Origin of the sequence: [Pseudomonas] carboxydohydrogena, assembly GCF_029030725.1 — a bacterium.
Taxonomy (GTDB): domain Bacteria; phylum Pseudomonadota; class Alphaproteobacteria; order Rhizobiales; family Xanthobacteraceae; genus Afipia; species Afipia carboxydohydrogena.
This window is the reverse complement of sequence record NZ_CP113162.1, coordinates 2284308-2305858: the sequence shown is the minus strand read 5'-3', so window position 1 is coordinate 2305858 and position 21551 is coordinate 2284308. Positions and strand designations below refer to the sequence as shown.

The 21551-nt window shown below is 60.7% G+C and carries 17 protein-coding genes; 12 read left to right on the top strand and 5 right to left on the bottom strand.

What is annotated here, in order from left to right; genetic code table 11:
- Positions 1-59 precede the first annotated feature (59 nt).
- Both AFIC_RS11125 and AFIC_RS11120 read left to right on the top strand, forming a co-directional pair.
- Positions 60-1685 carry a GMC family oxidoreductase gene (locus tag AFIC_RS11125; protein WP_275246302.1) on the top strand — a complete coding sequence of 542 codons (1626 nt, stop codon included), beginning with the start codon at positions 60-62 and terminating at the stop codon, positions 1683-1685.
- Between the two features lie 32 nt (positions 1686-1717).
- Positions 1718-3040, top strand: coding sequence for an MFS transporter (locus AFIC_RS11120; RefSeq protein ID WP_275246301.1), 1323 nt, complete (start codon positions 1718-1720; stop codon positions 3038-3040).
- An 80-nt stretch (positions 3041-3120) separates the two neighbouring features.
- Here the strand turns inward: AFIC_RS11120 and AFIC_RS11115 are convergent, their stop codons facing one another.
- Both AFIC_RS11115 and AFIC_RS11110 read right to left on the bottom strand, forming a co-directional pair.
- Positions 3121-4038 (bottom strand): bifunctional enoyl-CoA hydratase/phosphate acetyltransferase, encoded by a 918-nt coding sequence (locus AFIC_RS11115; protein ID WP_275246300.1) that lies wholly within the window; start codon positions 4036-4038, stop codon positions 3121-3123.
- Positions 4038-4814: an IclR family transcriptional regulator gene (locus tag AFIC_RS11110; protein WP_275246299.1), complete on the bottom strand. Its 777-nt coding sequence runs from the start codon at positions 4812-4814 to the stop codon at positions 4038-4040. The genes AFIC_RS11115 and AFIC_RS11110 overlap by 1 nt, the downstream gene beginning before the upstream one ends.
- A gap of 162 nt (positions 4815-4976) precedes the next feature.
- On the opposite strand from AFIC_RS11110, the gene xsc reads away from it, so the two are divergent.
- Positions 4977-6752, top strand: a complete 1776-nt coding sequence (xsc, locus tag AFIC_RS11105; protein ID WP_275246298.1) for a sulfoacetaldehyde acetyltransferase — start codon at positions 4977-4979, stop codon at positions 6750-6752.
- A gap of 73 nt (positions 6753-6825) precedes the next feature.
- Here xsc and AFIC_RS11100 read toward each other — a convergent pair whose 3' ends face one another.
- Complete coding sequence (locus AFIC_RS11100; protein WP_275246297.1) at positions 6826-7701, bottom strand: LysR substrate-binding domain-containing protein; 876 nt, start codon at positions 7699-7701, stop codon at positions 6826-6828.
- Positions 7702-8038: 337 nt separating this feature from the next.
- Between AFIC_RS11100 and AFIC_RS11095 the strand changes: the two genes are divergently transcribed.
- From AFIC_RS11095 to sucD, 7 genes are all read left to right on the top strand, one after another.
- Positions 8039-8821 carry a tripartite tricarboxylate transporter substrate binding protein gene (locus tag AFIC_RS11095; RefSeq protein WP_420833330.1) on the top strand — a complete coding sequence of 261 codons (783 nt, stop codon included), beginning with the start codon at positions 8039-8041 and terminating at the stop codon, positions 8819-8821.
- Between the two features lie 24 nt (positions 8822-8845).
- The gene (locus AFIC_RS11090) at positions 8846-9376 is read left to right on the top strand and encodes a tripartite tricarboxylate transporter TctB family protein (RefSeq protein WP_275246295.1); all 531 of its coding nucleotides are present in this window, start codon (positions 8846-8848) and stop codon (positions 9374-9376) included.
- A 4-nt stretch (positions 9377-9380) separates the two neighbouring features.
- A complete protein-coding gene (locus AFIC_RS11085) occupies positions 9381-10892 on the top strand; it encodes a tripartite tricarboxylate transporter permease (protein WP_275246293.1) in 1512 nt (503 codons plus the stop codon).
- A 208-nt stretch (positions 10893-11100) separates the two neighbouring features.
- Positions 11101-12384, top strand: a complete 1284-nt coding sequence (locus tag AFIC_RS11080) for an MFS transporter (RefSeq protein WP_275246292.1) — start codon at positions 11101-11103, stop codon at positions 12382-12384.
- A gap of 70 nt (positions 12385-12454) precedes the next feature.
- Entirely contained in the window at positions 12455-13882 is a 1428-nt protein-coding gene (sauS, locus tag AFIC_RS11075; RefSeq protein WP_275246291.1) for an acylating sulfoacetaldehyde dehydrogenase, read from the top strand.
- A gap of 10 nt (positions 13883-13892) precedes the next feature.
- Positions 13893-15020 (top strand): succinate--CoA ligase subunit beta, encoded by a 1128-nt coding sequence (locus AFIC_RS11070; protein WP_275246290.1) that lies wholly within the window; start codon positions 13893-13895, stop codon positions 15018-15020.
- On the top strand, positions 15017-15907 hold the full coding sequence (gene sucD / locus AFIC_RS11065) for a succinate--CoA ligase subunit alpha (RefSeq protein WP_275246289.1): 891 nt from the start codon (positions 15017-15019) through the stop codon (positions 15905-15907). The genes AFIC_RS11070 and sucD overlap by 4 nt, the downstream gene beginning before the upstream one ends.
- 29 nt (positions 15908-15936) lie before the next feature.
- Here the strand turns inward: sucD and AFIC_RS11060 are convergent, their stop codons facing one another.
- Complete coding sequence (locus tag AFIC_RS11060; RefSeq protein WP_275246288.1) at positions 15937-16152, bottom strand: hypothetical protein; 216 nt, start codon at positions 16150-16152, stop codon at positions 15937-15939.
- 440 nt (positions 16153-16592) lie between these two features.
- Between AFIC_RS11060 and AFIC_RS11055 the strand changes: the two genes are divergently transcribed.
- A complete protein-coding gene (locus AFIC_RS11055; RefSeq protein ID WP_275246287.1) occupies positions 16593-17342 on the top strand; it encodes a Crp/Fnr family transcriptional regulator in 750 nt (249 codons plus the stop codon).
- 241 nt (positions 17343-17583) lie between these two features.
- Positions 17584-20001, top strand: a complete 2418-nt coding sequence (locus AFIC_RS11050) for a bifunctional diguanylate cyclase/phosphodiesterase (RefSeq protein WP_275246286.1) — start codon at positions 17584-17586, stop codon at positions 19999-20001.
- Positions 20002-20012: 11 nt separating this feature from the next.
- On the opposite strand, the gene AFIC_RS11045 is transcribed toward AFIC_RS11050, so the two are convergent.
- Positions 20013-21479 carry an FAD/NAD(P)-binding protein gene (locus AFIC_RS11045; RefSeq protein WP_275246285.1) on the bottom strand — a complete coding sequence of 489 codons (1467 nt, stop codon included), beginning with the start codon at positions 21477-21479 and terminating at the stop codon, positions 20013-20015.
- Positions 21480-21551: the final 72 nt, after the last annotated feature.

Below are 21551 nucleotides of genomic sequence, written 5' to 3'. Positions count from 1 at the left end.
ATTTCACGCAAAGTTCAATCTTCAAGATAAATCGTCTCAATAGATGGAATAATAAGAAAATGGCGGGAGCGTCCGATCAATTCGACTACATCGTTGTGGGAGCAGGCTCGGCGGGGTGCGTGCTGGCAAACCGGCTGAGTGCCGATGGGCGCCATAAGGTTTTGCTGTTGGAGGCGGGGCCAAAGGACAACTACCTGTGGATTCACATTCCCATCGGTTACGGGAAAACGATGTTCCACAAGGCCTACAATTGGGGCTTCTACACCGATCCCGAACCCAACATGAAAGGCCGCCGCATCTACTGGCCGCGCGGTCGCGGCCTCGGCGGTTCGAGTTCGATCAACGGACTGATCTTCGTTCGCGGCCAGCGGCAGGATTACGATCACTGGGCGCAGCTCGGGAATGCGGGCTGGGACTGGAAGAGCGTTCTTCCTTATTTCATGAAGTCCGAGCACAACAGCCGCGGCGCGAGCGCGACGCATAGCGACAAGGGACCGTTGTGGTCGTCCGACATCGGCGGCAAGCACGAGTTGATGGAAGCGATTATTCGCGGCGCCAATGAAATGGGCGTGCCGCGCAACGACGACTTCAACAGCGGTGATCAGGAAGGCGTCGGCTACTATCAGTTGTTCACGCATAATGGCTGGCGGATTTCTTCGGCGGTCGCCTATCTGAAGCCCGCGCGGGATCGCGCCAATCTGCGCATCGAGACGGATGCGCATACGACCGGCGTCATTCTCGAAGGCCGCCGCGCGGTCGGCGTGCGTTACGTTCAGAACGGCGTCGTGCGGGAAGCGCGCGCGGCGCGCGAGGTCATCCTGTCGGCGGGTTCGCTGCAATCGCCGCAGATTTTGCAACTCTCGGGTATCGGCCCTGCATCGCTGTTGCAGCGGCACGGCATCGGCGTGGTGCACGATCTGCCGGGCGTCGGCCAGAATTTGCAGGATCACCTGCAATTGCGGCTGATGTATAAGGTCTCGAAGCCGATCACCACCAACGACGATCTGCGCACGCTGTTCAGTCAGGCGAAGATCGGATTGCAGTGGCTGCTGACGCGCACGGGTCCTCTCGGCATCGGCATCAACCAGGGCGGCCTGTTCACGAAAATCCTGCCGGGCTCGGAAACGCCGGACATCCAGTTTCATTTCGGCACGCTGTCGGCGGACATGGCGGGCGGCAAGCCGCATCCATGGTCGGGCTGCACGTTCTCGGTCTGCCAGTTGCGGCCGGAATCGCGCGGCAGCGTCGAGATCAAGTCGGCCGACCCGATGGAGCCGCCGTCGATGCGGCCGAACTATCTCGATGCGGAAACCGATCGCATCTGCGCGGTGGAATCGATCAAATATGCCCGCCGTCTTGCCTCGACGAGCGCGCTGAAGCCTTATCTTGTCGAGGAATACAAGCCCGGCGCGGATGTGCGCACCGATGGCGAGATCCTTGATTTTGCCCGCGAATACGGCGCGACGATTTTCCATCCGACCGGCACCTGCAAGATGGGCTCCGATCCGATGGCGGTGACGGATGCCCGGCTTCGCGTGCATGGCATCGGCGGCTTGCGCGTGGTTGACTGCTCGATCATGCCGACCCTCGTTTCCGGCAATACGCATGCGCCGGCCGTGATGATCGCGGAAAAGGCATCCGATATGATTTTAGCGGACTCAAAAGAAAGTTCGATCGCGGCTTAGGAATGGTCCTGTTTAAACTGGGGAGAGCCAACATGGCAGACAAGGCGCTTTTAAAACGTGTCGTCTTCGCATCTCTGATCGGAGCGACCGTGGAGTGGTATGACTTCTTTCTTTACGGTGTCGTCGCCGGCATCGTGTTCAATCAACTTTATTTCCCGTCGGGCGATCCGGTGATCTCGACGATGCTCGCCTACACGACGTTCGCGGTGGGCTTCGTGACCCGTCCGCTCGGCGGCGTGATCTTCGGGCATTTCGGCGACCGCATCGGCCGCAAGAGCATGCTCATTCTCACGCTGATGATTATGGGCGTCGCGACATTCCTGATCGGTCTGGTGCCGACTTATGCCCAGATCGGCATCTGGGCGCCGATCCTGCTGCTGGTGCTTCGCGTGCTTCAAGGCATCGGCCTCGGCGGCGAGTGGGGCGGCGCAGTGCTGATGACGTACGAATACGCTTCGCCTGAAAAGCGCGGTCTCTATGCGAGTTTCCCGCAGATCGGTCTGTCGATCGGCCTGTGTCTCGCTTCCGGCGTGGTGGCATTGTTGTCCTACACGCTCACCAACGAGCAGTTCCTGGCCTGGGGCTGGCGCGTCGCCTTCATTCTGAGCTTCGTGCTGGTCATGGTGGGCCTCTACATCCGTCTCAACATCATGGAGACGCCGGAGTTCGCCAAGCTCAAGGAAAGCCGCAAGGAAGTGCAGATTCCTTTCGCCACCATGATCAAGGAGTATCCGAAGGAAATCGTCGCGGGCATGGGTGCGCGCTATATTGATGGCGTGTTCTTCAACATCTTCGGCGTGTATTCGATCGCCTTCCTGACCTCGCAACTGAAGATTCCGCGCACCGAAGCCCTGCTGGGCGTCTGCGCCGCGGCCCTCATCATGTGCCTGTTCATTCCGTATTTCGGCGGAGTATCCGATCGCGTCGGCCGCACCAAGACCTACGCCTGGGGCTCGCTGATTACCGGCCTGTCGGCACTGCCCGCGTTCTACATCTGGATGACGCACCCGGATCAGGTCGTCTTCGTGTGGGCGGCGCTGATTATTCCGTTCGGAATTCTCTACGCCTCAATCTACGGTCCTGAAGCCGCGCTGTTCTGCGATCTGTTCGGGCCGCAGGTACGCTACACCGGCATCTCGTTCGTCTACCAGTTCTCCGGAATCTTCGCGAGCGGCCTTACGCCGATCATCGCGACCTATCTGGTGCAACGCTACGCCGGAAACGCCGGCTGGGCGATTGCCTGGTACTGCGTCTTTGCCGGTGTGGTCAGCGCGCTATCGGCGGTGTGGATTTCCCGTCTGGCGCGCAAGCGCATCGAGGCGGGCGGCACGGCACCAGCGGCACTCGTCGCGTAAACGAGACAATGTTACAAACTGAAACGGCCCGGTTCATACCGGGCCGTTTTTGTTTTGAAGATCGTTTTGAATCAGGAGCCTTAGGACAGACTCAATCGCGCCAGCGCGCAGGATGCGATGCGCGCGCGTCGCGAGTCCGCCCGGCTTGTGAGAATCACCGGCACCTTCGCGCCGAGCACGACGCCCGCGCATTCGCCGCCGCCCATATAGATGAACGACTTGTAGAGAATGTTGCCGACATCGAGGTTCGGCACCACCAGAAGGTCGGGATCGCCCGCGACTGCGGAGGCGATCTTCTTGGTCCTGGCGGACTGCGCCGAAATCGCATTGTCGAAAGCGAGCGGGCCGTCAACGATCGCGCCGGCGATCTGGCCGCGGTCGGCCATCTTGGTCAGTGCTGCTGCATCCATGCTGGATTGCAGGTCGGGATTGACGGTTTCGACCGACGACAGGATCGCGACCTTCGGCGCCTCAAAGCCGATGCGGTGCGCGAAATCGACCGCATTGGCGAGGATATCGACCTTCTCTTTCAGCCCCGGCTGGATGTTGACCACCGCGTCGGTGATCATCAGCGGTTTGTGATAGGCGGGACAGTCGAACCAGAACACATGACTCATGCGGCGCGAGGTGCGCAGGTTGGCTTCGCGTGAAACCACGGCTCCGAGGAGTTCGTCGGTGTGCTGCGAGCCTTTCATCAGGGATTTGGCTTCGCCCGCGCTGACCAGCGCCACGGCCGCCCGCGAGGACAGCACAGGATCGTCATCGGCATCGACAAGACGCAGGCCGTCGAGGCTCGCTTTCAACTCCGCCGCGCAGGCTTCGATGCGACGGCGCGGACCGACAAGGATCGGCTCGATGATGCCTTCCTGGTAGGCCGCCAACGCGGCGGCGAGTGCGTCGGTCGAGCAGGGGTAGGCGACGGCGACGCTCAGGCGGCCCTTGCCGCGCGCGGCTTGCTCAAGAGCATCGAGTTTCGGGTGCGAGGAAGTGGACGGCATCAGGCGGCTCCGACGTCGGCGCTGATCGTTGCGCTCATGGCCTTGGCGGCATTTTGCAGAATTGGGATTTTCTTGATCATTTCGGCTTGCGACATGCGTGTCACCGGGGCCTGGATCGCCAGCGCCGCGGCGCAGACACGATTGCGGCCCTTCTGATGGATGATAGGCACGGCGAGACAGACGAGGCCCGCGAGGAATTCTTCGCGGTCGAGTGCGTAGCCGTCACGACGAATGTCTGACAGTTCATTGAGCAAAGCGGGTTTTTCAACGACGGTATGCTCCGTCATGCGCTCGAAATTCATCTCGGAAATAACGAGGTCGCGTTTCGCCGGCTGCATCAGCGCGAGAAACAGTTTGCCGCTCGCGGAGCAATAAGCGGGGACCTTCGAGCCCTGCTGGAACGTGATGCGCAACGGCCATTTGGATTCAACGCGGTCGAGATAGGTGACCTGCGTGCCGTCGAGCACGGTGAGATTGCAGGATTCGCCGACCTCCTGCACCACGCGGCGCAGGATCTCGTGCCGCAGAGCGCCGCCGGGGCGGTTCGACAGGATCGAAAACGCAAGCTGGGTCGCGCGCATCGCGAGTTCATAGCGCCGCCCGTCCGGCGTGCGCTGAATGAGACCCGCATGTTCGAGCGAACCAAGCCAGCGATGCATCGTTGGTTTCGGTACGCCGACATTCACGGCGAGTTCGGCGAGGCTTGCCGGATGTTGCAGCCCGGCGATGGCTTCCAGCAGGGCCAGCGGTTTGAGGGCGCCGAAAAGCTCGTTCATACCCATCTTCTACACCATTATTCCGATAAATGAAACGTCTTAAAATTGAAATTGAGATATTCGTTGCGCCTCGTCAAGCTGCATGGCACATACGGCGGGAAATCCTGGGTCTCAGGTCATCCACGCCAGTCCAACACAGTGAAGAAAAGAGAGGGTTCGCCCATGAAAATGACGACGGAAGAAGCCTTTGTGAAAGTTTTGCAGATGCATGGCATCGAGCATGCGTTCGGCATCATCGGTTCGGCCTTCATGCCGATCTCCGATCTGTTTCCGAAGGCGGGCATCACCTTCTGGGACGTCGCCCATGAGACCAATGGCGGCTTGATCTGCGACGGCTACACCCGCTCCACCGGCAAGATGGCGATGGCGATCGCGCAGAACGGTCCCGGCATCACCGGCTTCGTTACCCCGATCAAGACCGCGTACTGGAATCACACCCCGATGCTGCTGGTGACGCCGCAGGCGGCGAACAAGACCATCGGGCAGGGCGGCTTCCAGGAAGTCGAGCAGATGGCGATGTTCCGCGACATGGTTTGCTATCAGGAAGAAGTGCGCGATGCCTCGCGCGTCGCCGAGACGCTGAACCGCGTCATCATGAAGGCGAAGCGCCTCTCCGCGCCCGCGCAGCTCAACATCCCGCGCGACTTCTGGACGCAGGTGATCGACGTCAACCTGCCTGCGATCGTGGATTTCGAGCGTCCGGCGGGCGGCGAAGGCGCGATTGCCGAAGCAGCAAAACTTCTGTCGAACGCCAAATTCCCCGTCATTCTCTCCGGCGCGGGCGTGGTGATCGGTGGCGCGATCCCGGATTGCGTGGCACTGGCCGAGAAGCTCGACGCTCCGGTGTGCAACAACTACCAGCACAACGACTCCTTCCCCGGCAGCCATCGCCTTGCTGTCGGCCCGCTCGGCTATAACGGCTCGAAGGCCGCGATGGAATTGGTCGCGAAGGCCGATGTCGTGCTCGCGCTCGGCACCCGCCTTAATCCGTTCTCGACGCTGCCGGGTTACGGCATCGACTACTGGCCGAAGGATGCGAAGATCATCCAGGTCGATATCAATCCCGATCGCATCGGCCTGACCAAGCCGGTCAGCGTCGGCATCTGCGGCGACGCCAAGCAGGTGGCACGCGGCATCCTCGCTCAGCTTTCGCCGAGCGCCGGAAATGCCGGACGTGAGGAGCGCAAGGCGCTGATCCACACCACCAAGTCGAAGTGGCTACAGACGCTCTCCAGCATGGATCACGAGGATGACGATCCGGGCACCTCGTGGAACAAGGACGCCCGCGTGCGCGACAAGGATCTGATGTCGCCGCGTCAGGCATGGCGCGCGATTCAGGCCGGCCTGCCGCGTGACGCCATCATCTCCAGCGATATCGGCAACAACTGCGCCATCGGCAACGCCTATCCGATGTTCGACGAGGGCCGGAAGTATCTCGCGCCGGGCCTGTTCGGTCCGTGCGGCTACGGCTTCCCGGCGATCATCGGCGCCAAAATCGGCAACCCCGATACGCCGTGCGTCGGTTTCGCGGGCGACGGCGCGTTCGGCATCTCCATGAACGAAATGAGTTCGGTCGGCCGCGAGGAATGGCCGGGCATCACCATGGTGATCTTCCGCAACTACCAGTGGGGCGCGGAGAAGCGCAACACGACGCTGTGGTACGACAACAACTTCGTCGGCACCGAGCTTGATCGTCACCTGAGCTACGCCAAGGTCGCGACCGCGTGCGGGCTGAAGGGCGTTCAGGTCAAGACCCAGGAAGAGCTGACCAACGCGCTGCGCCAGTCCTGCGAGGACCAGAAGAAGGGCATCACCACGTTCATCGAGGTGTTGCTCAATCAGGAACTCGGAGAGCCGTTCCGCCGCGACGCGATGAAGAAGCCCGTCGTCGTGGCAGGCATCAAGCGCGAGGACATGCGGCCGCAGCAGGTTGCGTAAGCTCCAGCGTCATTCGCTCTGAAATAAAAACCCGGCCTTCGCGGCCGGGTTTTTTGTTGGGCGTGCCCGCGCTTTATCCTTCGCCGGATGAGGGAAGATTGCCGAGCTCACGCGCGATGTAGCGCGCCAGTTGCTCGGCGGCTTCCGAAATGCCTTGCTCCTTGCGATGCAGGACCATTTCGATGGACGGCAGTTCCGGCAAGCCATCGCCTTTGCTCAGAATGCGGATGTTGGGCGTGATGGTGCAGCGTGGAAACGCCGACACCGCGATCCCCGAGAGCACGGCAGCTTGCAGCCCGGCGAAGCTGTCGCAGATCGAACGCAGCGTCCACGGCAGGTCGGCGGTGTTGAGCGCGTCGATGGCGATCTGCCGATAGACGCTGCCTTGCGGCAGCAGCGCGAGCGGCAGGGGACGCCGCAATTCCTGTGTTCCGCTTGGACTTGCCGCCCACACCACGGGCTCGTGGCGAATCAATTCGCCGCGCCGGAATCCCGGCTGATTGGTCATCAGCGCGATGTCGATTTCCTCGCGTTCCAGCGCGGCGCTGAGATAGACGCTGCGGGTGCAGCGCAGGTGGATTTCCACATTCGGATGCGCGCGCGAAAAATTGTCGAGAACCTCGGGCAGCAGATAGGCCGCATACAGGTCCGGCGTACCGAGCGTGACGTGGCCGGCGATTCCCGGCATCGAGAATCGCCCGCGCGCTTCGTCATTGAGGCGCAACATCGAGCGTGCAAATTCGAGCAGCACTTCTCCGTCGGGCGTCAGCACGAGTTGCCGCCGGTTTTCACCGAACAGCGTCCGGCCGACCAAACCTTCGAGGCGTTTGATCTGGTGCGTGATCGCAGGCTGCGTGCGGCCAACCTTCTTTCCTGCGGATGTCAGGCCGCCGGTATCGACGATGGCAACGAACGTTCGCAATAGCGAAATGTCGAGGTCTTGATTCACTGATAAATTCCGCGAATGATGCTCATGCAGCTAATCAATTTTGTCACGAGTGCTGCCTCGTGCACCATACGAAAAAGTGACTTCATGTGAAGTGGGTAACCTAACCCACCAAGAAGGTCGATAAAACCGTCGCTGGGAGGTGACTATGGAGGCGATACGTTATCCAGCCCGCTGGGCTGCGAAGGCTTTTGCTGTTTTGTCCGCCGCTTTTCTTTGCAGCATGCCATTGAGTGGCGGCGCTGCGGCGGCAGGCTATCCTGAACGTCCAGTTGAATTGATTGTCCCCTGGGGGCCCGGTGGCGGTGCGGACCAGCTTGCGCGTCTCGTCAGCAAGCTCATGGAACCGATGCTCGGGCAGGGCATTCCGGTGGTGAACGTGCCGGGTGGCACCGGCGCAACCGGCATGACGAAATTGCTCGCATCGCCCGCCGACGGCTATGCGATGGCGATCTATATCGCCGACAGCCACGCGCTTCTTGCAGGCAAGACGCCGCGCTGGACCATGAAGGACATCACGCCGGTGGCGGTGATGATCAAGGGGCCGTCCTTCATCTTCGTGAAGCAGGACAGTCACTTCAAGACCTGGCAGGATTTCGAGAAGGAAGCCAAGGCCAACCCGGGCAAGCTGAAGGTTGCAACCCTCGGCTTCGGCAGCGTCGATGACTTCTCCCTGAGCGTTCTCGACAAGGGGGGCGTCAAGGTCGTGCAGGTGCCGTTCTCCAAGCCGTCCGAGCGGTACGTTTCGATTCTCGGCGACCATGCTGACGCACTGTACGAGCAGGCGGGCGATGTTGCCTCCTTCATCAATGGCAAGCAGATGCGCCCGATTCTGCTGTTCGGCGAAAAGCGGCTCGACGCGTTCAAGGACGTGCCGTCGTCCTTTGAGCTCGGCTACAAGGTCGCGCTGCCTCAATTCCGCGCCATCGTCGTCAAGTCGGGAACGCCTCCCGAGATCGTGAAGAAATTGTCGGATGCGCTCGCCAAGGTCTATCAGTCCGACGAATACCAGAAGTTCCTGAAGGATCAGTACGGCGATCCGAACAGCTTCGAGGATTCGTCTCATGCTTCCACGTTCGTTAGCGAACAGTTGGAAGACATGAAAAAGATCGCTCCGAAGTAATGGCGGCAGCAGATGGACAAGGTGATGGTTCGTTCGATAGCGCCGTATCTCATCGGCCTGCTCATTTCGGTTGGTCTCTGGATTTATTCAGGCACTATCGATTACACCGCCCGGCCCGGCGAATTGGGGCCGGCGGTATGGCCGCGCCTTGCCATCTTGCTGATGGGGGCTTCCTGTCTCTTTGAAATTTCCCGGCGGCTCCTCGTGAAGAACGAGGATGCCACCGGCTTTCTCGAAGCCTTCGAGAAGGAAGAGGAGAAGGAGGAGCCCGAGCCGATGCATCTGCGCATGCTGATCGGCGGCATCGTCCTGATGGGGATCTACGCGGTCGCGCTCCCTTATCTCGGATTCATTTTCGGCACCTTCCTGTTCCTGGCCGCCTTTATGTATGTCGGCGGCTATCGTTCGCATGCCGTCATCTGGGGCATGAGCGTCTTCGTCACGCTGGCTTGCGGCGTTCTGTTCCTGCGCGTCGCCTATGTCTCGTTGCCGAGAGGCATCGAGCCCTTCGCTTATGCCAACGACATTTTCTTCATGATCCCGCGGATGTGGTGACAGCATGGATATTCTTTCGCAACTCGCGACCGGTTTCGTTCACTGTCTCACGCCCATCAACATGATCATGCTGGTCGTGGGTATTTCCCTCGGCCTGCTGATCGGCGTGTTGCCGGGCCTCACGCTGGTGATGGGCGTCGCTTTGGCGCTGCCGTTCACCTATAAAATGGATGTCACCGCCTCGATCGTGCTGCTGACGGCGATGTATGTGTCCGGCACATATGGCGGCGCCTTTACGGCGATTCTGTTCCGAATACCCGGTGAGCCCATAGACGTCCCGATGCTTTGGGACGGTTACACGATGGGCCGCAACGGCCAGCCGGCCAAGGCGCTCGGCTGGACGCTGGTCTCGGCGCTCGGCGGCGGTCTTCTCTCCGCTGTCGTGATGGTCGCGTTGACCGAGCCGCTGGCGAAGTTCGCGCTGCGCTTCTCCTCGCCTGAATATTTCGTGATCGTGATGTTCGGTCTGTTGAGCGTGGTCGCGATTGGCAAGGGCTCGCTTGCCAACGCTTTCATCAGCATGGCGGTGGGCATTCTGATTGCGACGGTCGGCACCGATCCGGTTTATGGCGCTTATCGATTCACGTTCGGCTCCCCGATCCTGGCCGACGGCATCGAATTCCTTGTCGTCATGGTCGGTGCCTATGGCGTGGGCGAGGTTCTCACCCGGCTCGAGACGGGTTTCTCGACCAAGCCGATCGAGAAAATCTCCAATGCCCGCACCGAACTTCCGACCTGGAAGGAATTCAAGGAGGTGAAGGGCTCGTTCTTCCGCTCCGCCGTTATCGGCGATCTGACCGGCCTGTTGCCGGGAGCGGGTGCCACGATCGCGTCCTTCATCAGCTACGGAATCGAGGCGAAGTTCGGACGGCGCGCGAAGGACATGGGCACCGGCATCGCGGAAGGCATCATCGCGCCGCAGGCCGCCGCGACGGCATCGGTCGGCGGTGCGCTCGTGCATCTTCTGGCGCTCGGCATTCCCGGCTCTGGTGCGACCGCGGTTATTCTCGGTGCATTCATGCTGCACGGAATTCAGCCGGGGCCTCAGGTGCTCGTGACCTCGGCCGGAATGGTCTACACCATCTTCGCGTCGCTGTTCCTCGGCCTCGCCATCATGTGTCTCATCGGATATTTCGCGATCCGGCCGCTGGTGAAGATTCTCGACTTCCCCGAAGCGGTGGTGTCGGCCTACGTGCTGATCCTGTGCTTCATCGGCGCACTCTCGATCCGCAACAACGTCACCGACCTGTGGCTGATCATTGCCTTCGGTGTCATCGGTTACGGTTTCGAGCGTATGAAATTCCCGCTCGCGCCCCTTGTGCTGGGCGTCATCCTGGGGCCGATAGCTGAAGACTCGTTTATGAACACGATGATCTCGTTCAGCAACGATTGGACCGTGTTCTTCACGCGGCCGATCTCAGGAACCATCGTGGCGTTCACGGCGGTCGTGATCGCGCTGCCGTTCATCCAGCACGCGCTGGCGCGGCGGAAGGCGGTTCCTGTAGTGGCGGAGTAATAATCGCCATTCGATGAATAAGAAGGCCGGCGCTGGTGAACTTGCGCCGGCCTTCTGCTGATAAATCCGGCGAATGGTTGCGATGCAGATTATCAATTTCCTTATGAGATTTGGTCTCCTGTAGCATGTCCCGATAAAGCCGCGTCACTTCGAAGCTGGGCATCGAACCCGGCAGACAGCGGAAAAGAAAAAATACCGGGAGGTCTTAATGGCTATGCGTAATAAGGCGAGCCGCTTCGTTCTGCTCATCACTTGCCTGATGTATCTCATCTTCTACGTCGACCGCGTGAATATCTCGACCGCGGCGCCATTCATGCAGAAAGATCTTGGATTGACCGCGACCCAGCTCGGGCTCGCATTCTCCGCCTTCGCATATCCCTACGCATTCTTTCAAATCGCGGGCGGCTGGCTGGGCGACCGGCTCGGGCCGCGCGTGACGCTCGCGCTGTGTGCGGCTCTGGTCGGCCTCGCGACGATCTGGACCGGCTTTGTCGGCGGGCTGGCCGCGCTGTTCCTGTCGCGTCTCGCGCTCGGCATGGGCGAGGGGCCTGCGTTCCCGACCGCCACGCGTGCGCTGGCGAACTGGATGCGGCCCGATCAGCGCGCCTTCGCGCAGGGCATCACCCATGCTTTCTCGCGCGCGGGAAACGCGCTGACGCCGCCGCTGATCGCGTTGATCGTCGTGTCGTTCTCATGGCGCGATTCATTTATCTTCCTCGGCGTCGCGGCGCTGATCTGGGCAGTTGTGTGGTTCATCTACTTCCGCGACGATCCGCGCACGCATTCGCAGATCACGCCTGAGGAATTGACGGGCCTGCCGCCCGCCACCGTGGTGGCCACGCGGAAGTCGGTGCCGTGGGGACCGCTCCTCAAACGCATCATGCCGGTGACGCTGACCGACTTCTGCTATGGCTGGATTTTGTGGCTGTACCTGAACTGGCTGCCATCCTTTTTCCTTCACGAGTTCAATCTCAACATCAAGAAGTCGGCGCTGTTCGCGGCGGGTGTGTTCCTGGCCGGTGTGGTTGGTGACACGGTCGGCGGTCTCCTCAGCGACCGTATCCTGAAGAAGACCGGCGATGTGAACAAGGCGCGCGTCAGCGTCATCGTTCTCGGCTTCCTTGGATCGTTCTGCTTCATGCTGCCGATCGTGTTCGTTCACGACCTCACGACCGTGGCGACCTGCCTCAGTTTCGCATTCTTCTTCGCGGAGTTGATCGTTGCCCCGATCTGGGCGATCCCGATGGATATCGCGCCGGAATTTTCCGGCTCGGCGTCCGGTTTTATGAACTTTGGTTTCGGCATGGCCGGGATTATATCTCCGGTGGTGTTCGGATATGCGATTGATCTGACGGGGCGCTGGGACGTCCCGTTCATCGGATCGCTCGCGTTTCTTCTGATTGGTGCGATGCTGGCGTTCACATGCAAGCCGGGTGAACGCTTCGTCGATGTCCGCAGCGACCCTACGGCGCCGCGCCCCACGCCGGCCTGAACAACCGGAACGGTCGTGCCTCGTCTGTTGGAGGATGCGGCCCCTCGAATTTTGATGAATGGAGAAAATCATGAGTGTCGTCGTTGAAATGCAGAACCGGAATTCGGATGCGCAGCAGATTGCGGCCGATCTGATGAAGAAGGCCCGCGCGGCGCAGGAGATCTTCGCGGAAGCCGATCAGGCGCGGACCGATGAAGCAGTGCGCGCGGTGGCGTGGTCGCTTTACAAGCCGGAACACGCCAAGGCGCTGGCCGAGATGGCCGTGAAGGACACGGGCCTCGGAAACGTCCCGGATAAGATCATCAAGAAGCAGCGCAAGACGTTTGGCACCCTGCGCGACATGCTGCGCGCGAAGACGGTCGGCGAGATCGAGCGCGACGTGAAGCGTGGCATCGTGAAGTTCGCCAAGCCGATCGGCGTCGTCGGCGCGATCACGCCATCGACCAACCCCGGCGCCACGCCGGTCAACAAGGCGCTGATGGCGATCAAGGGCCGCAACGCCATCATCATCGCGCCATCGCCGCTCGGTCTTCGCACCACGGAAATGGTCGTCGAATTCATGCGCGACGCGCTGGCTCAGATCGGCCTGCCGAAGGATCTGGTGCAGATCCTGCCGTCGCCGATCACCAAGGAAACGACTCAGGCGCTGATGGAGGCGGTCGATCTCGTCGTTATCACCGGCTCGCAGGACAATGTGCGCCGCGGTTATTCGAGCGGCACGCCGGCGATCGGTGTCGGTGTCGGCAATGTGCCGGTCATCATCGACGAGACCGCGGATTTCGATTCCGCCGCGCAGAAAATCTGCGCATCCAAGACCTTCGACAACTCCACCTCGTGTTCCTCGGAAAACTCGGTGGTGATTGTCGATGCCTGTTACGATCAGGCGATTGCCGCACTGAAGCGGGCAGGCGCCTTCCTTGTCGATCCATCGTCCAAGAACAAGGTCGTCAGCGAACTGTGGAAGAACGGCAAGCTCAACCGCCATCTGATCGCGCGTGACATGTCGATTCTCGCGGAAGCCTTCGGTCTTCCGGCTGAAGCGGCGAAGTCGAAATTCCTTCTCGTCGAGGAAACCGGTATCGGCCGCGACCATCCGCTCTCCGGCGAAAAGCTGTCGCTGGTGCTGACGGTCTATCGTGCCAGGGATTTTGCCGACGCGAAGGAAACCGTCCGCAAACTTCTCAACCATCAGGGCAAGGGCCATTCGATGGGCCTTCACACCACCAAGCTGGAGCGCGCGCGCGATCTCGCAGAAGACCTTCCGGTGGTACGCGTTCTCGTCAACTTCGCCCACACTTTCGGAAATGGCGGCGGTTTCGACAGCGGCCTTGAGTTCACGCTGACCATGGGCTGCGGCTCCTGGCAGAAGAACAGCATCTCCGAGAACCTGAACTACAAGCACTTCATCAACATCACGCATCTTGTCACGCCGATCCCGGAGGACAAGCCGACCGAGGAAGAGATGTTCGGGCCGCACTGGGCGCGCTACGGCAAGTAAGGGGCAGGACATGAATCTCGAGGAGTATGCAGCGAAGCACCACGTGCTCGTGCCGGCCGGCATTCCCACGCCGGAAGGCCGCGTGTGCAAGACGCCGGAGGAAGCCGCGGCGGCGGTCACCGCCATCGGCCCATCCGTCATCAAGGCGCAGGTGCCGACCGGAAAGCGCGGCAAGTCGGGCGGCATCAAGATCGCCAAAACGGCCGATGAAGCGGCAAGCGCCGCGCGGGACATCCTGTCGATGAGCATCGGCGGTCATCGTGTCTCGCAGGTGCTGGTCGAGCAGCTATGCCCGATCGAGCGCGAGCTTTACGCCGCCGTTCTGATCGACGTCGCGAGCCGCGCGCCTTTGGTGCTGTTTTCGACCGAAGGCGGCATGGACATCGAGGAGGTGGCCGAAACCCATCCGGATGCTATTCGCAAGCATGTCGTCGATATCCACAAGGGCTTCAGCGCCGCCGATGCGGCGGCGATGCTGAAGGGGCTTCCGCTGGGTTCGGCCACCGACGCGGTCGGCGAAGTTCTGGCGAAGCTCTATGCGATCTTCGATGCCAAGGACGCCGAACTGGTTGAGATCAATCCGCTCGCGCTCCTCAAGGACGGCCGGGTGGTGGCGCTCGACTGCAAGTTTGTGCTCGACGACTCGTCAGGATTGCGTCAGCCCGATCTCGCCAAGGTGGCTTCGCCGCCGAAGATGACGGCGCTGGAAGAACGCGGTGCCGAGAACGGCCTGAAATTCATCCAGCTCGACGGCAATGTCGGCGTGCTGGCGAACGGCGCGGGCCTCACCATGACCACCATGGACGTCATCGATCACTTCGGCGGCAGGCCCGCCAACTTCCTGGAGATCGGCGGCGAGGCTTACACCAAGTCGGAGATCGCGCTCGATCTGGTGCTGTCCAATCCGGGTGTCAAAAGCCTCGTCATCAATTTCTGCGGCGCGTTCGCGCGCACGGACGTGATGGCGGAAGGTGTCGTGAAAGCATGGGAGACGCTGAAGCCGAAGGTGCCGGTGTTCTTCTCGATCCATGGCACCGGCGAGGACGAAGCGGTCAAGCTCGTGCGTGAGCGGCTTGGCATTGAACCCTATGACTTCATGGAAGACGCCGTGAAAGCGGCGGTCGAGGCAGCGCAATGATTTATCGTCGCGGACAAAAAGTTCTGGTTCAGGGCATGACTGGAAAGCAGGGTGCTTTCTGGTCGGAGCGGATGCGGGAGATGGGCACCGATGTCGCCGCCGGCGTCAATCCCAAGCGTGCGGGCGAGATGTTCCTCGATACGCCGATCTACGGATCGGCGGTCGAGGCCACCAAACATACGCCATGCGATATCTCCGTCATCTTCATTCCGCCGTCGATGGCGAAGGCTGCCATCATCGACGCGATTGATGCGGGCGTCAAAACCATCGTGACGCTCACCGAGCATATTCCGGCGCACGACGTCCTCGAGATCTTCGCGCGCCAGCGCGTCTCGAAAAGCCGGATCATCGGTCCCAACACGGCGGGCATCGTGACGCCGGGCGAGGGCTTCGTCGGCATCATGCCGGGGCATAACCCCAACATCTTCAAGCCCGGCCGCGTCGGCGTGATCTCGCGCAGCGGCAGCCTCGGTACGCTGATGTGCCTGAACCTGACGCGCGCCGATCTCGGCCAGTCGGCGTTCATCGGCATCGGCGGCGATCCGATCATCGGCACCACGACGCGCGATGCGCTGATGGAGCTGGATCGCGATGCCAAGACCGATGCCGTCGTGCTGGTCGGCGAAATCGGCGGCGCGATGGAAGAAGAAGCGGCGGAATACGCCCGCACCATGAAGAAGCCGATCGTTTCCTTCATCGCGGGCCGCTCTTCGCCGCCGGACAAGAAGATGGGCCATGCCGGCGCCATCGTTACCGGTGGGCGTGGCGGGTATGCCTCAAAGCGTGCCGCGCTGGAGAAGGCGGGAATTCAGGTGGCGGATACGCCGGCCCAGGTCGTCGCGCTTCTCAAGCAAATGAAGGTCGCGAAAATGTCGGCGGCGGGCTGAGAAGCCCGCCTCTCAAAACCGATCGGGATTCAGGAAAGCGGCGCGGGCGTTGTCGTATCGACAGCGTGACGCGCCGTTTTCGGTGAAACGAAACGGATGCCATGACGCTGCGCCATGCTGCGCACACCGGATACGGTGCGATTGAGCGCCGCGGCTGTCCGATAATGCGATGCGCCTGCATCGGCATAATCTTTCAGTTTCTTCAGATCGTGCTCGGACCAGGTCTTCGAGCTTTGTCGAGTCATGCAGCAGATTCCCTTGTGGAGTTGACGATTCGGACGCGGACTCGAATCCGTGCGTCATCGTAAAAAGCCAACAACGATTGTCATTCACTTGAGTTGCATCGCCGGCGCGAATATCGCGCGATGTTTTTCATCTTGAGTGGAACGATTTCGTTTCGCCGCGATTTGGAGCACATTGGAATCGCGGGCTCAGATGGCCGGTTTTTCATTGCACGGATGAGAAGAGCCACTGGTGAACGGCGTGGCTGCCTCCCGGCCTGCCTGCCATGTCATCGGGGAATCCGTGTCGCTAGCGCCGGATAAGGCCTGAAAGCAGGGAGGAATCTTTTTCCCACAACATGCACAACCATTAACATGGGTTATGGAACTGGACGGGAAGGAACTGGCATGCCGTGGAACCGTTGGCCTTGGGGTCAAATTTGGTTCTCACCGCAGAGGCAGGCATGGAAGCCGGACGTCCTTACACCAGATTGTTGCGTCGGCTGGACAGCGTGGTCAAATTATCGGAGAGCGACCGGCTCGGAATTGCCAAGCTGCCCATGACGGTCAAGAATTTCGCGAACGGGCAGGATCTCATCCGTGATGGCGACATCAGCACGCAATGCATTCTCGTGATCGACGGTTACCTGTTCCGTCACAAGCTCGCCAACGGCTCGCAGCGCCAGATCATGTCGTTTCATGTGCCGGGCGATGTCCCCGATTTGCAGACGCTCCATCTGCCCAAGCTCGATCACACGGTGACGGCGCTAGGGGCAGCCGTGGTGGCGTTCATCCCGCACGCCGCGTTCAAGGAATTGCTTCAGGCATCCCCGTCGCTGACGCATGTGTTCTGGCGTGAGTCGTTGGTCGATGCAGCCATCTTCCGCGAGTGGGTCATTACCCTTGGCCAGCGCGACGCCATCGGCCGCGTCGCCCATCTGATTTGCGAACTTGTCCTGCGCTTGCAGGCGGTCGGCCTTGCAAAAGACATGGCGTTCACGATTCCCTGGACGCAGTCGGACGTGGCCGATGCTTCGGGTATCTCGACGGTGCACGCCAATCGCGTGATCCAGGAATTGCGCCGGCTTGAATTGCTGGAATGGGATTCCCGGCTCATCCAAATTCGCAACTGGGACGGTTTGGCGAGTCTTGGCGATTTCTCTGCCGATTATCTGCATTTTCGCAAAAGCGAGCTTGCTGGCGTGGCGGGCTGAACGGAATTGTTCTGTGCGATGGCGAAATGCCTGGCCTTGTGAGCAAGTTTGCCGCAGGCGGCTATGCGAAGAGATTCCGCTGAAAATTCCAGAAGCATTTCAGGGATGAGCGTTATCGCAGAACGCTGAATGCCGGCCATTTACGGTGTGTTTACCAACAACCGCATTGGCGCGAGGTGTTAAGCAGCAACATACCTCAGGTTGCTACGGTTTTTGTCCCGGGACCAGCACAACCGCAGAAATGCTGAGAATTATAACCTGCCTGCAAACCCAACATGACTGGAGGCTAGTTCTTCTGGCTGCGGGCGTTTGCCTGCTGACCAGCATTTCTGCCATCAACATGTATCAGCGCGCGATCGCCGACGACAAAGCGACGTCCCGCCTGTTCTGGGCGCTCACGGCCGGTCTTGTAGGCGGTTGTGGTGTTTGGGCGACGCACTTTATCGGAATGCTCGCTTACACGCCGGGGATCTCGATCTCTTTCGATTTCCTGATGACGGTTGCATCGCTGGGCGTCGCGATTGTCATGATGATCGTTGGGTTTATCACCGCGACCTATGGCGACCGGACATGGGCGCCATTGATCGGTGGCGGAATCCTCGGCGCCGCCATTTCCCTGATGCATTATCTCGGAATTGCCTCGCTGCGGATGCCTGCCGATATTGTATGGATGCCGGACCTGCTGTCGGTTTCGATCGTATGCGGCGTGGGCTTCGGCGCGCTTTCCCTTTCTGCCGTGCGGCGCGGCGAGAGGGTATGGTTTGGCGTAATCGGCGCGGGATTGCTGATGATGGCGATCCTGTCCGATCATTTCGTCGCCATGAGCGCGATGGGATTGATCCCGGACATCACGGCATCCTCCGAAAATGTCGGCCTGTCGCCGATCGCACTTTCGGTGGGCGTGGCTTCGGTGATGGCCGCTTTCGTTGTCGCCTGCCTGATCAGCGCGATCTCAGATCGCCGCAGCCGCCGCGACATCAACGAGCGCAACATTCAGCTCAACGCGGCTATCGACAATATGCAGCAGGGCCTGTGCATGTTCGGGCCCGACAACTGTCTGCAATTGTGGAACGAAAAATACGTCGGGATGTACAAGATCGCGCCGGATGACATTCGTGTCGGCATGACGGTGGATGATATGTTCGCGGCGAGAAAGAAAGCCGGGACGATCGTCAAGGATCTGGATTCCTATTCGTCGCGTCTGTGGAATTCGGTGGAGAATCGCGAGTTCAGCCGATGGATTCTCGAACTGGTGGATGGCCGCACCATCAGCGTGTCGTACCAGTCGATGGAAAACGGTGGCTGGGTCGGAACGCATGAGGACATTACCGAGCAACGCAAGAGCGAGGCTCAGATCCAGTATCTCGCCCAGCACGATTCCTTGACCGGGTTGTTCAACCGGGCCGCCTTCAACGAGCATGTTCACAAGGTCTGGGAAGAGGCGATGCGGGAGCAGCGCTCCTTCACCATTCTCAGCCTCGATATCGATCGCTTCAGCGAGATCAATGATACTTACGGTCACAGTGCGGGCGACGCCTTCCTGGATGAAGCCGCGCGCCGCTTGCAGGCCGCGTGCGGCAGCGCGTTCATCGCGCGTCTGGGTGGCGACGAATTCATGATCGTCTCGTCGGAAGGCGAGCAGCCGGCTCGCGCGGGGGATATCTGCACGCGCGTGCTGACGGCCTTCGAGTTGACGTTCCATATCGACGGCCATGCCATTCACAGCGGCTGTACTGTCGGCGTTTCCATCTTCCCGCAGGATGGAGCGGATGTGGAAACACTCATCACTAACGCCGACGTTGCGCTCTATCGCGCCAAGAAGGAGGAGCGGGGGTCTGTCCGTTTCTTCGAGCCGGCGATGGACAAACAGCTTCGCGAGAAACGCGCGTTGTTGCACGATCTCGGTGTTGCCATCGAAAGCCGTCAGCTTGAACTGCATTATCAGCCTCAGGGCGGCCCGGATGGGAATCCGTTTGGCTTCGAGGCGCTGGTGCGCTGGCGCCATCCGGTCAGGGGATTGATCGGCCCGGCTACGTTCATCCCTCTCGCGGAAGAAACCGGTTCGATTGTCGCCATCGATGCGTGGATCCTGCGCGAAGCCTGCCGCGAGGCGGCAAGCTGGCCGAACCCGCTGCAGATCGCGATCAACGTGTCGCCGATGAGCTTCCAGCAGAACGACCTGCCGGGACTTATTCATGAGATCCTGCTGGAAACGGGCCTCAGTCCCAAGCGGCTTGAGATCGAGATCACCGAAGGCGTGCTGATGCAGGATTTCTCGCGCGCCTGTTCGGTCCTGCGGCGCATCAAGAATCTTGGTGTCCGCATCGCGATGGACGATTTCGGCACCGGCTATTCGTCGTTGTCGTATCTGCAATCGTTTCCGTTCGACAAGATCAAGATCGACCAGACCTTCGTCGCCCAGATCCATAAGAACGTGCAGTCGTCGGCGATCATCCGCGCGATTATCAGCCTCGGAGAGGCGCTCAATCTCGGCGTCATCGCCGAAGGCGTGGAGACGGAGGCGCAGCGCGACTTCCTGGCCGATGCCGGATGCACCGAGATGCAGGGCTATCTGCTTGGCCGCCCGCAGCCGATCTCTGCTTATGATCAGATCACCGGCCGGCCGTCATTGGCGCCGGGCAAGGCCCTCGCCAGCTAGCAGGTGCGCGCTTACGCGGACGTTACGTGATCGTCGGTGACAAGCAATGAAGCGGCGATGCGCCCGGCGATTTTTTTCGCATAGGCCGAGAGATCCGATGTGGCCATCAATTCGCCGAACGTGCCGCGCGCCAGCGGGCCCGCGACAAATAAATGCGGATTCGGCTCGTTCCCATGACTGATGGCGTGGCCCGCGCGGTCGACCGCTATGCCAAGGCCAAGCGGATCGCCCTGAAGCAATCCATCGGCATTCATGGAAGACAGCAGCGGGTCGGCTGCGACCGCATGTGCCGGGCCGGTCGCCAGCATGACCGCGTCGAATGTTTCCGATTTCCATTTCATGTCATGACGCGCGCGCAAATCCACGCTGATGGTGTGCGGCGTGGTGGAATTCGCCCGCACGGATGCAGCGCTGATGTCGAGTGCGCCATGGCTCGCCCTCACGGATGCGGCGCGGATATCGAGCATGCCGTATGCGATGAGTTTGTCGATCGTCTCGTGCAACTGCGGCGCGATACGAAAGCGGTGTGTGTCCCAATAGGGACGAAGGTGACGCAGGAACTGGCGGCGGCTTGATGCGGAAAGGTTTTGCCAGATCGGCTGGCCTTGCTCGTGCACGCGGTTGAGCACGATCTGCCAGGGCAGTCCTTCCCGCGCCGCGTCAATGACGGCTCTGCGGACATAGCGGGACAAGGCGGTTGCTTGCGTGAGGGGAGGCGTCGTGAAATCGCCCTCGAAGACCGACTGGTTGTCCGTATGCGACTGTGGCCGTAGTCCGCGCCGGGAGACGGCGACGATTTCGCAACGATGACCGGCGCGCTCCAGCGAGGCGACGATATCGGCCATCGTCAGGCCCGTGCCGACGATCAGCACGCGATCACGCGGCGCAAGCGATGCCAGCGCGTTCCCGCTCCACGGGTCGGAGAAGAACCGGGGATGCGATTGCAGCGATCTGAGCGAGGAGGGAATTGCGGGAGGCGCGTGGCAGGTCGCGAGCGCCACGCTGGCGGCATCGATCGTCTCGCCATTATCGCAAGCGATGCGGAATCTGCCTTTCGTGGCGCTGACGCTCAAGGCCTTCGCGCGCAGATGCATCACCGCGGGCTTCAGGCTGCGCATCTGTTCGGCCATGTAGAAGCCGAAGATTGCGCGAGTCGGAAACAGCCGGCCATCGGACATGGCGGCTTGCGGATCGGTCGCGAGATAGCCGGTGTCGATCAGCCAGCGGTGGAAATGCTCGGCGTCGTCCGCATCGAGGATCATCCGCGTCGCGGGCACGTTGATCCGGTGCGCGGGGTCGGGCGTCGCATATGCAAGGCCGCACCCGAGATCCGCGCGGGGCTCGATCACGATGATATTGGCGGTGACGTTCATCCTGCGCAGATGCCATGCCAGTGCCGCGCCGGAAAAGCCGCCGCCGACGATGGCGATTGGTTTTGTGGCTTTTGATTTTCTGGAATCGACCGGATGGCTGCGCATTTCACGAACTCAGTTCATTGACCAAAATCTCAATGGAATATATGACTCAACTATCTCATCAACAATTGAAGT

Coding starts and splice junctions, on each gene's coding strand:
- sauS (WP_275246291.1), top strand. CDS start 12,455: ATGAGTGTCGTCGTTGAAATGCAGAACCGGAATTCGGATGCGCAGCAG.
- AFIC_RS11050 (WP_275246286.1), top strand. CDS start 17,584: ATGCTGAGAATTATAACCTGCCTGCAAACCCAACATGACTGGAGGCTA.
- xsc (WP_275246298.1), top strand. CDS start 4,977: ATGAAAATGACGACGGAAGAAGCCTTTGTGAAAGTTTTGCAGATGCAT.
- AFIC_RS11115 (WP_275246300.1), bottom strand. CDS start 4,038: ATGCCGTCCACTTCCTCGCACCCGAAACTCGATGCTCTTGAGCAAGCC.
- AFIC_RS11095 (WP_420833330.1), top strand. CDS start 8,039: ATGGAACCGATGCTCGGGCAGGGCATTCCGGTGGTGAACGTGCCGGGT.
- sucD (WP_275246289.1), top strand. CDS start 15,017: ATGATTTATCGTCGCGGACAAAAAGTTCTGGTTCAGGGCATGACTGGA.
- AFIC_RS11080 (WP_275246292.1), top strand. CDS start 11,101: ATGGCTATGCGTAATAAGGCGAGCCGCTTCGTTCTGCTCATCACTTGC.
- AFIC_RS11090 (WP_275246295.1), top strand. CDS start 8,846: ATGGTTCGTTCGATAGCGCCGTATCTCATCGGCCTGCTCATTTCGGTT.
- AFIC_RS11085 (WP_275246293.1), top strand. CDS start 9,381: ATGGATATTCTTTCGCAACTCGCGACCGGTTTCGTTCACTGTCTCACG.
- AFIC_RS11060 (WP_275246288.1), bottom strand. CDS start 16,152: ATGACTCGACAAAGCTCGAAGACCTGGTCCGAGCACGATCTGAAGAAA.
- AFIC_RS11125 (WP_275246302.1), top strand. CDS start 60: ATGGCGGGAGCGTCCGATCAATTCGACTACATCGTTGTGGGAGCAGGC.
- AFIC_RS11110 (WP_275246299.1), bottom strand. CDS start 4,814: ATGAACGAGCTTTTCGGCGCCCTCAAACCGCTGGCCCTGCTGGAAGCC.
- AFIC_RS11055 (WP_275246287.1), top strand. CDS start 16,593: ATGGAAGCCGGACGTCCTTACACCAGATTGTTGCGTCGGCTGGACAGC.
- AFIC_RS11070 (WP_275246290.1), top strand. CDS start 13,893: ATGAATCTCGAGGAGTATGCAGCGAAGCACCACGTGCTCGTGCCGGCC.
- AFIC_RS11120 (WP_275246301.1), top strand. CDS start 1,718: ATGGCAGACAAGGCGCTTTTAAAACGTGTCGTCTTCGCATCTCTGATC.
- AFIC_RS11045 (WP_275246285.1), bottom strand. CDS start 21,479: ATGCGCAGCCATCCGGTCGATTCCAGAAAATCAAAAGCCACAAAACCA.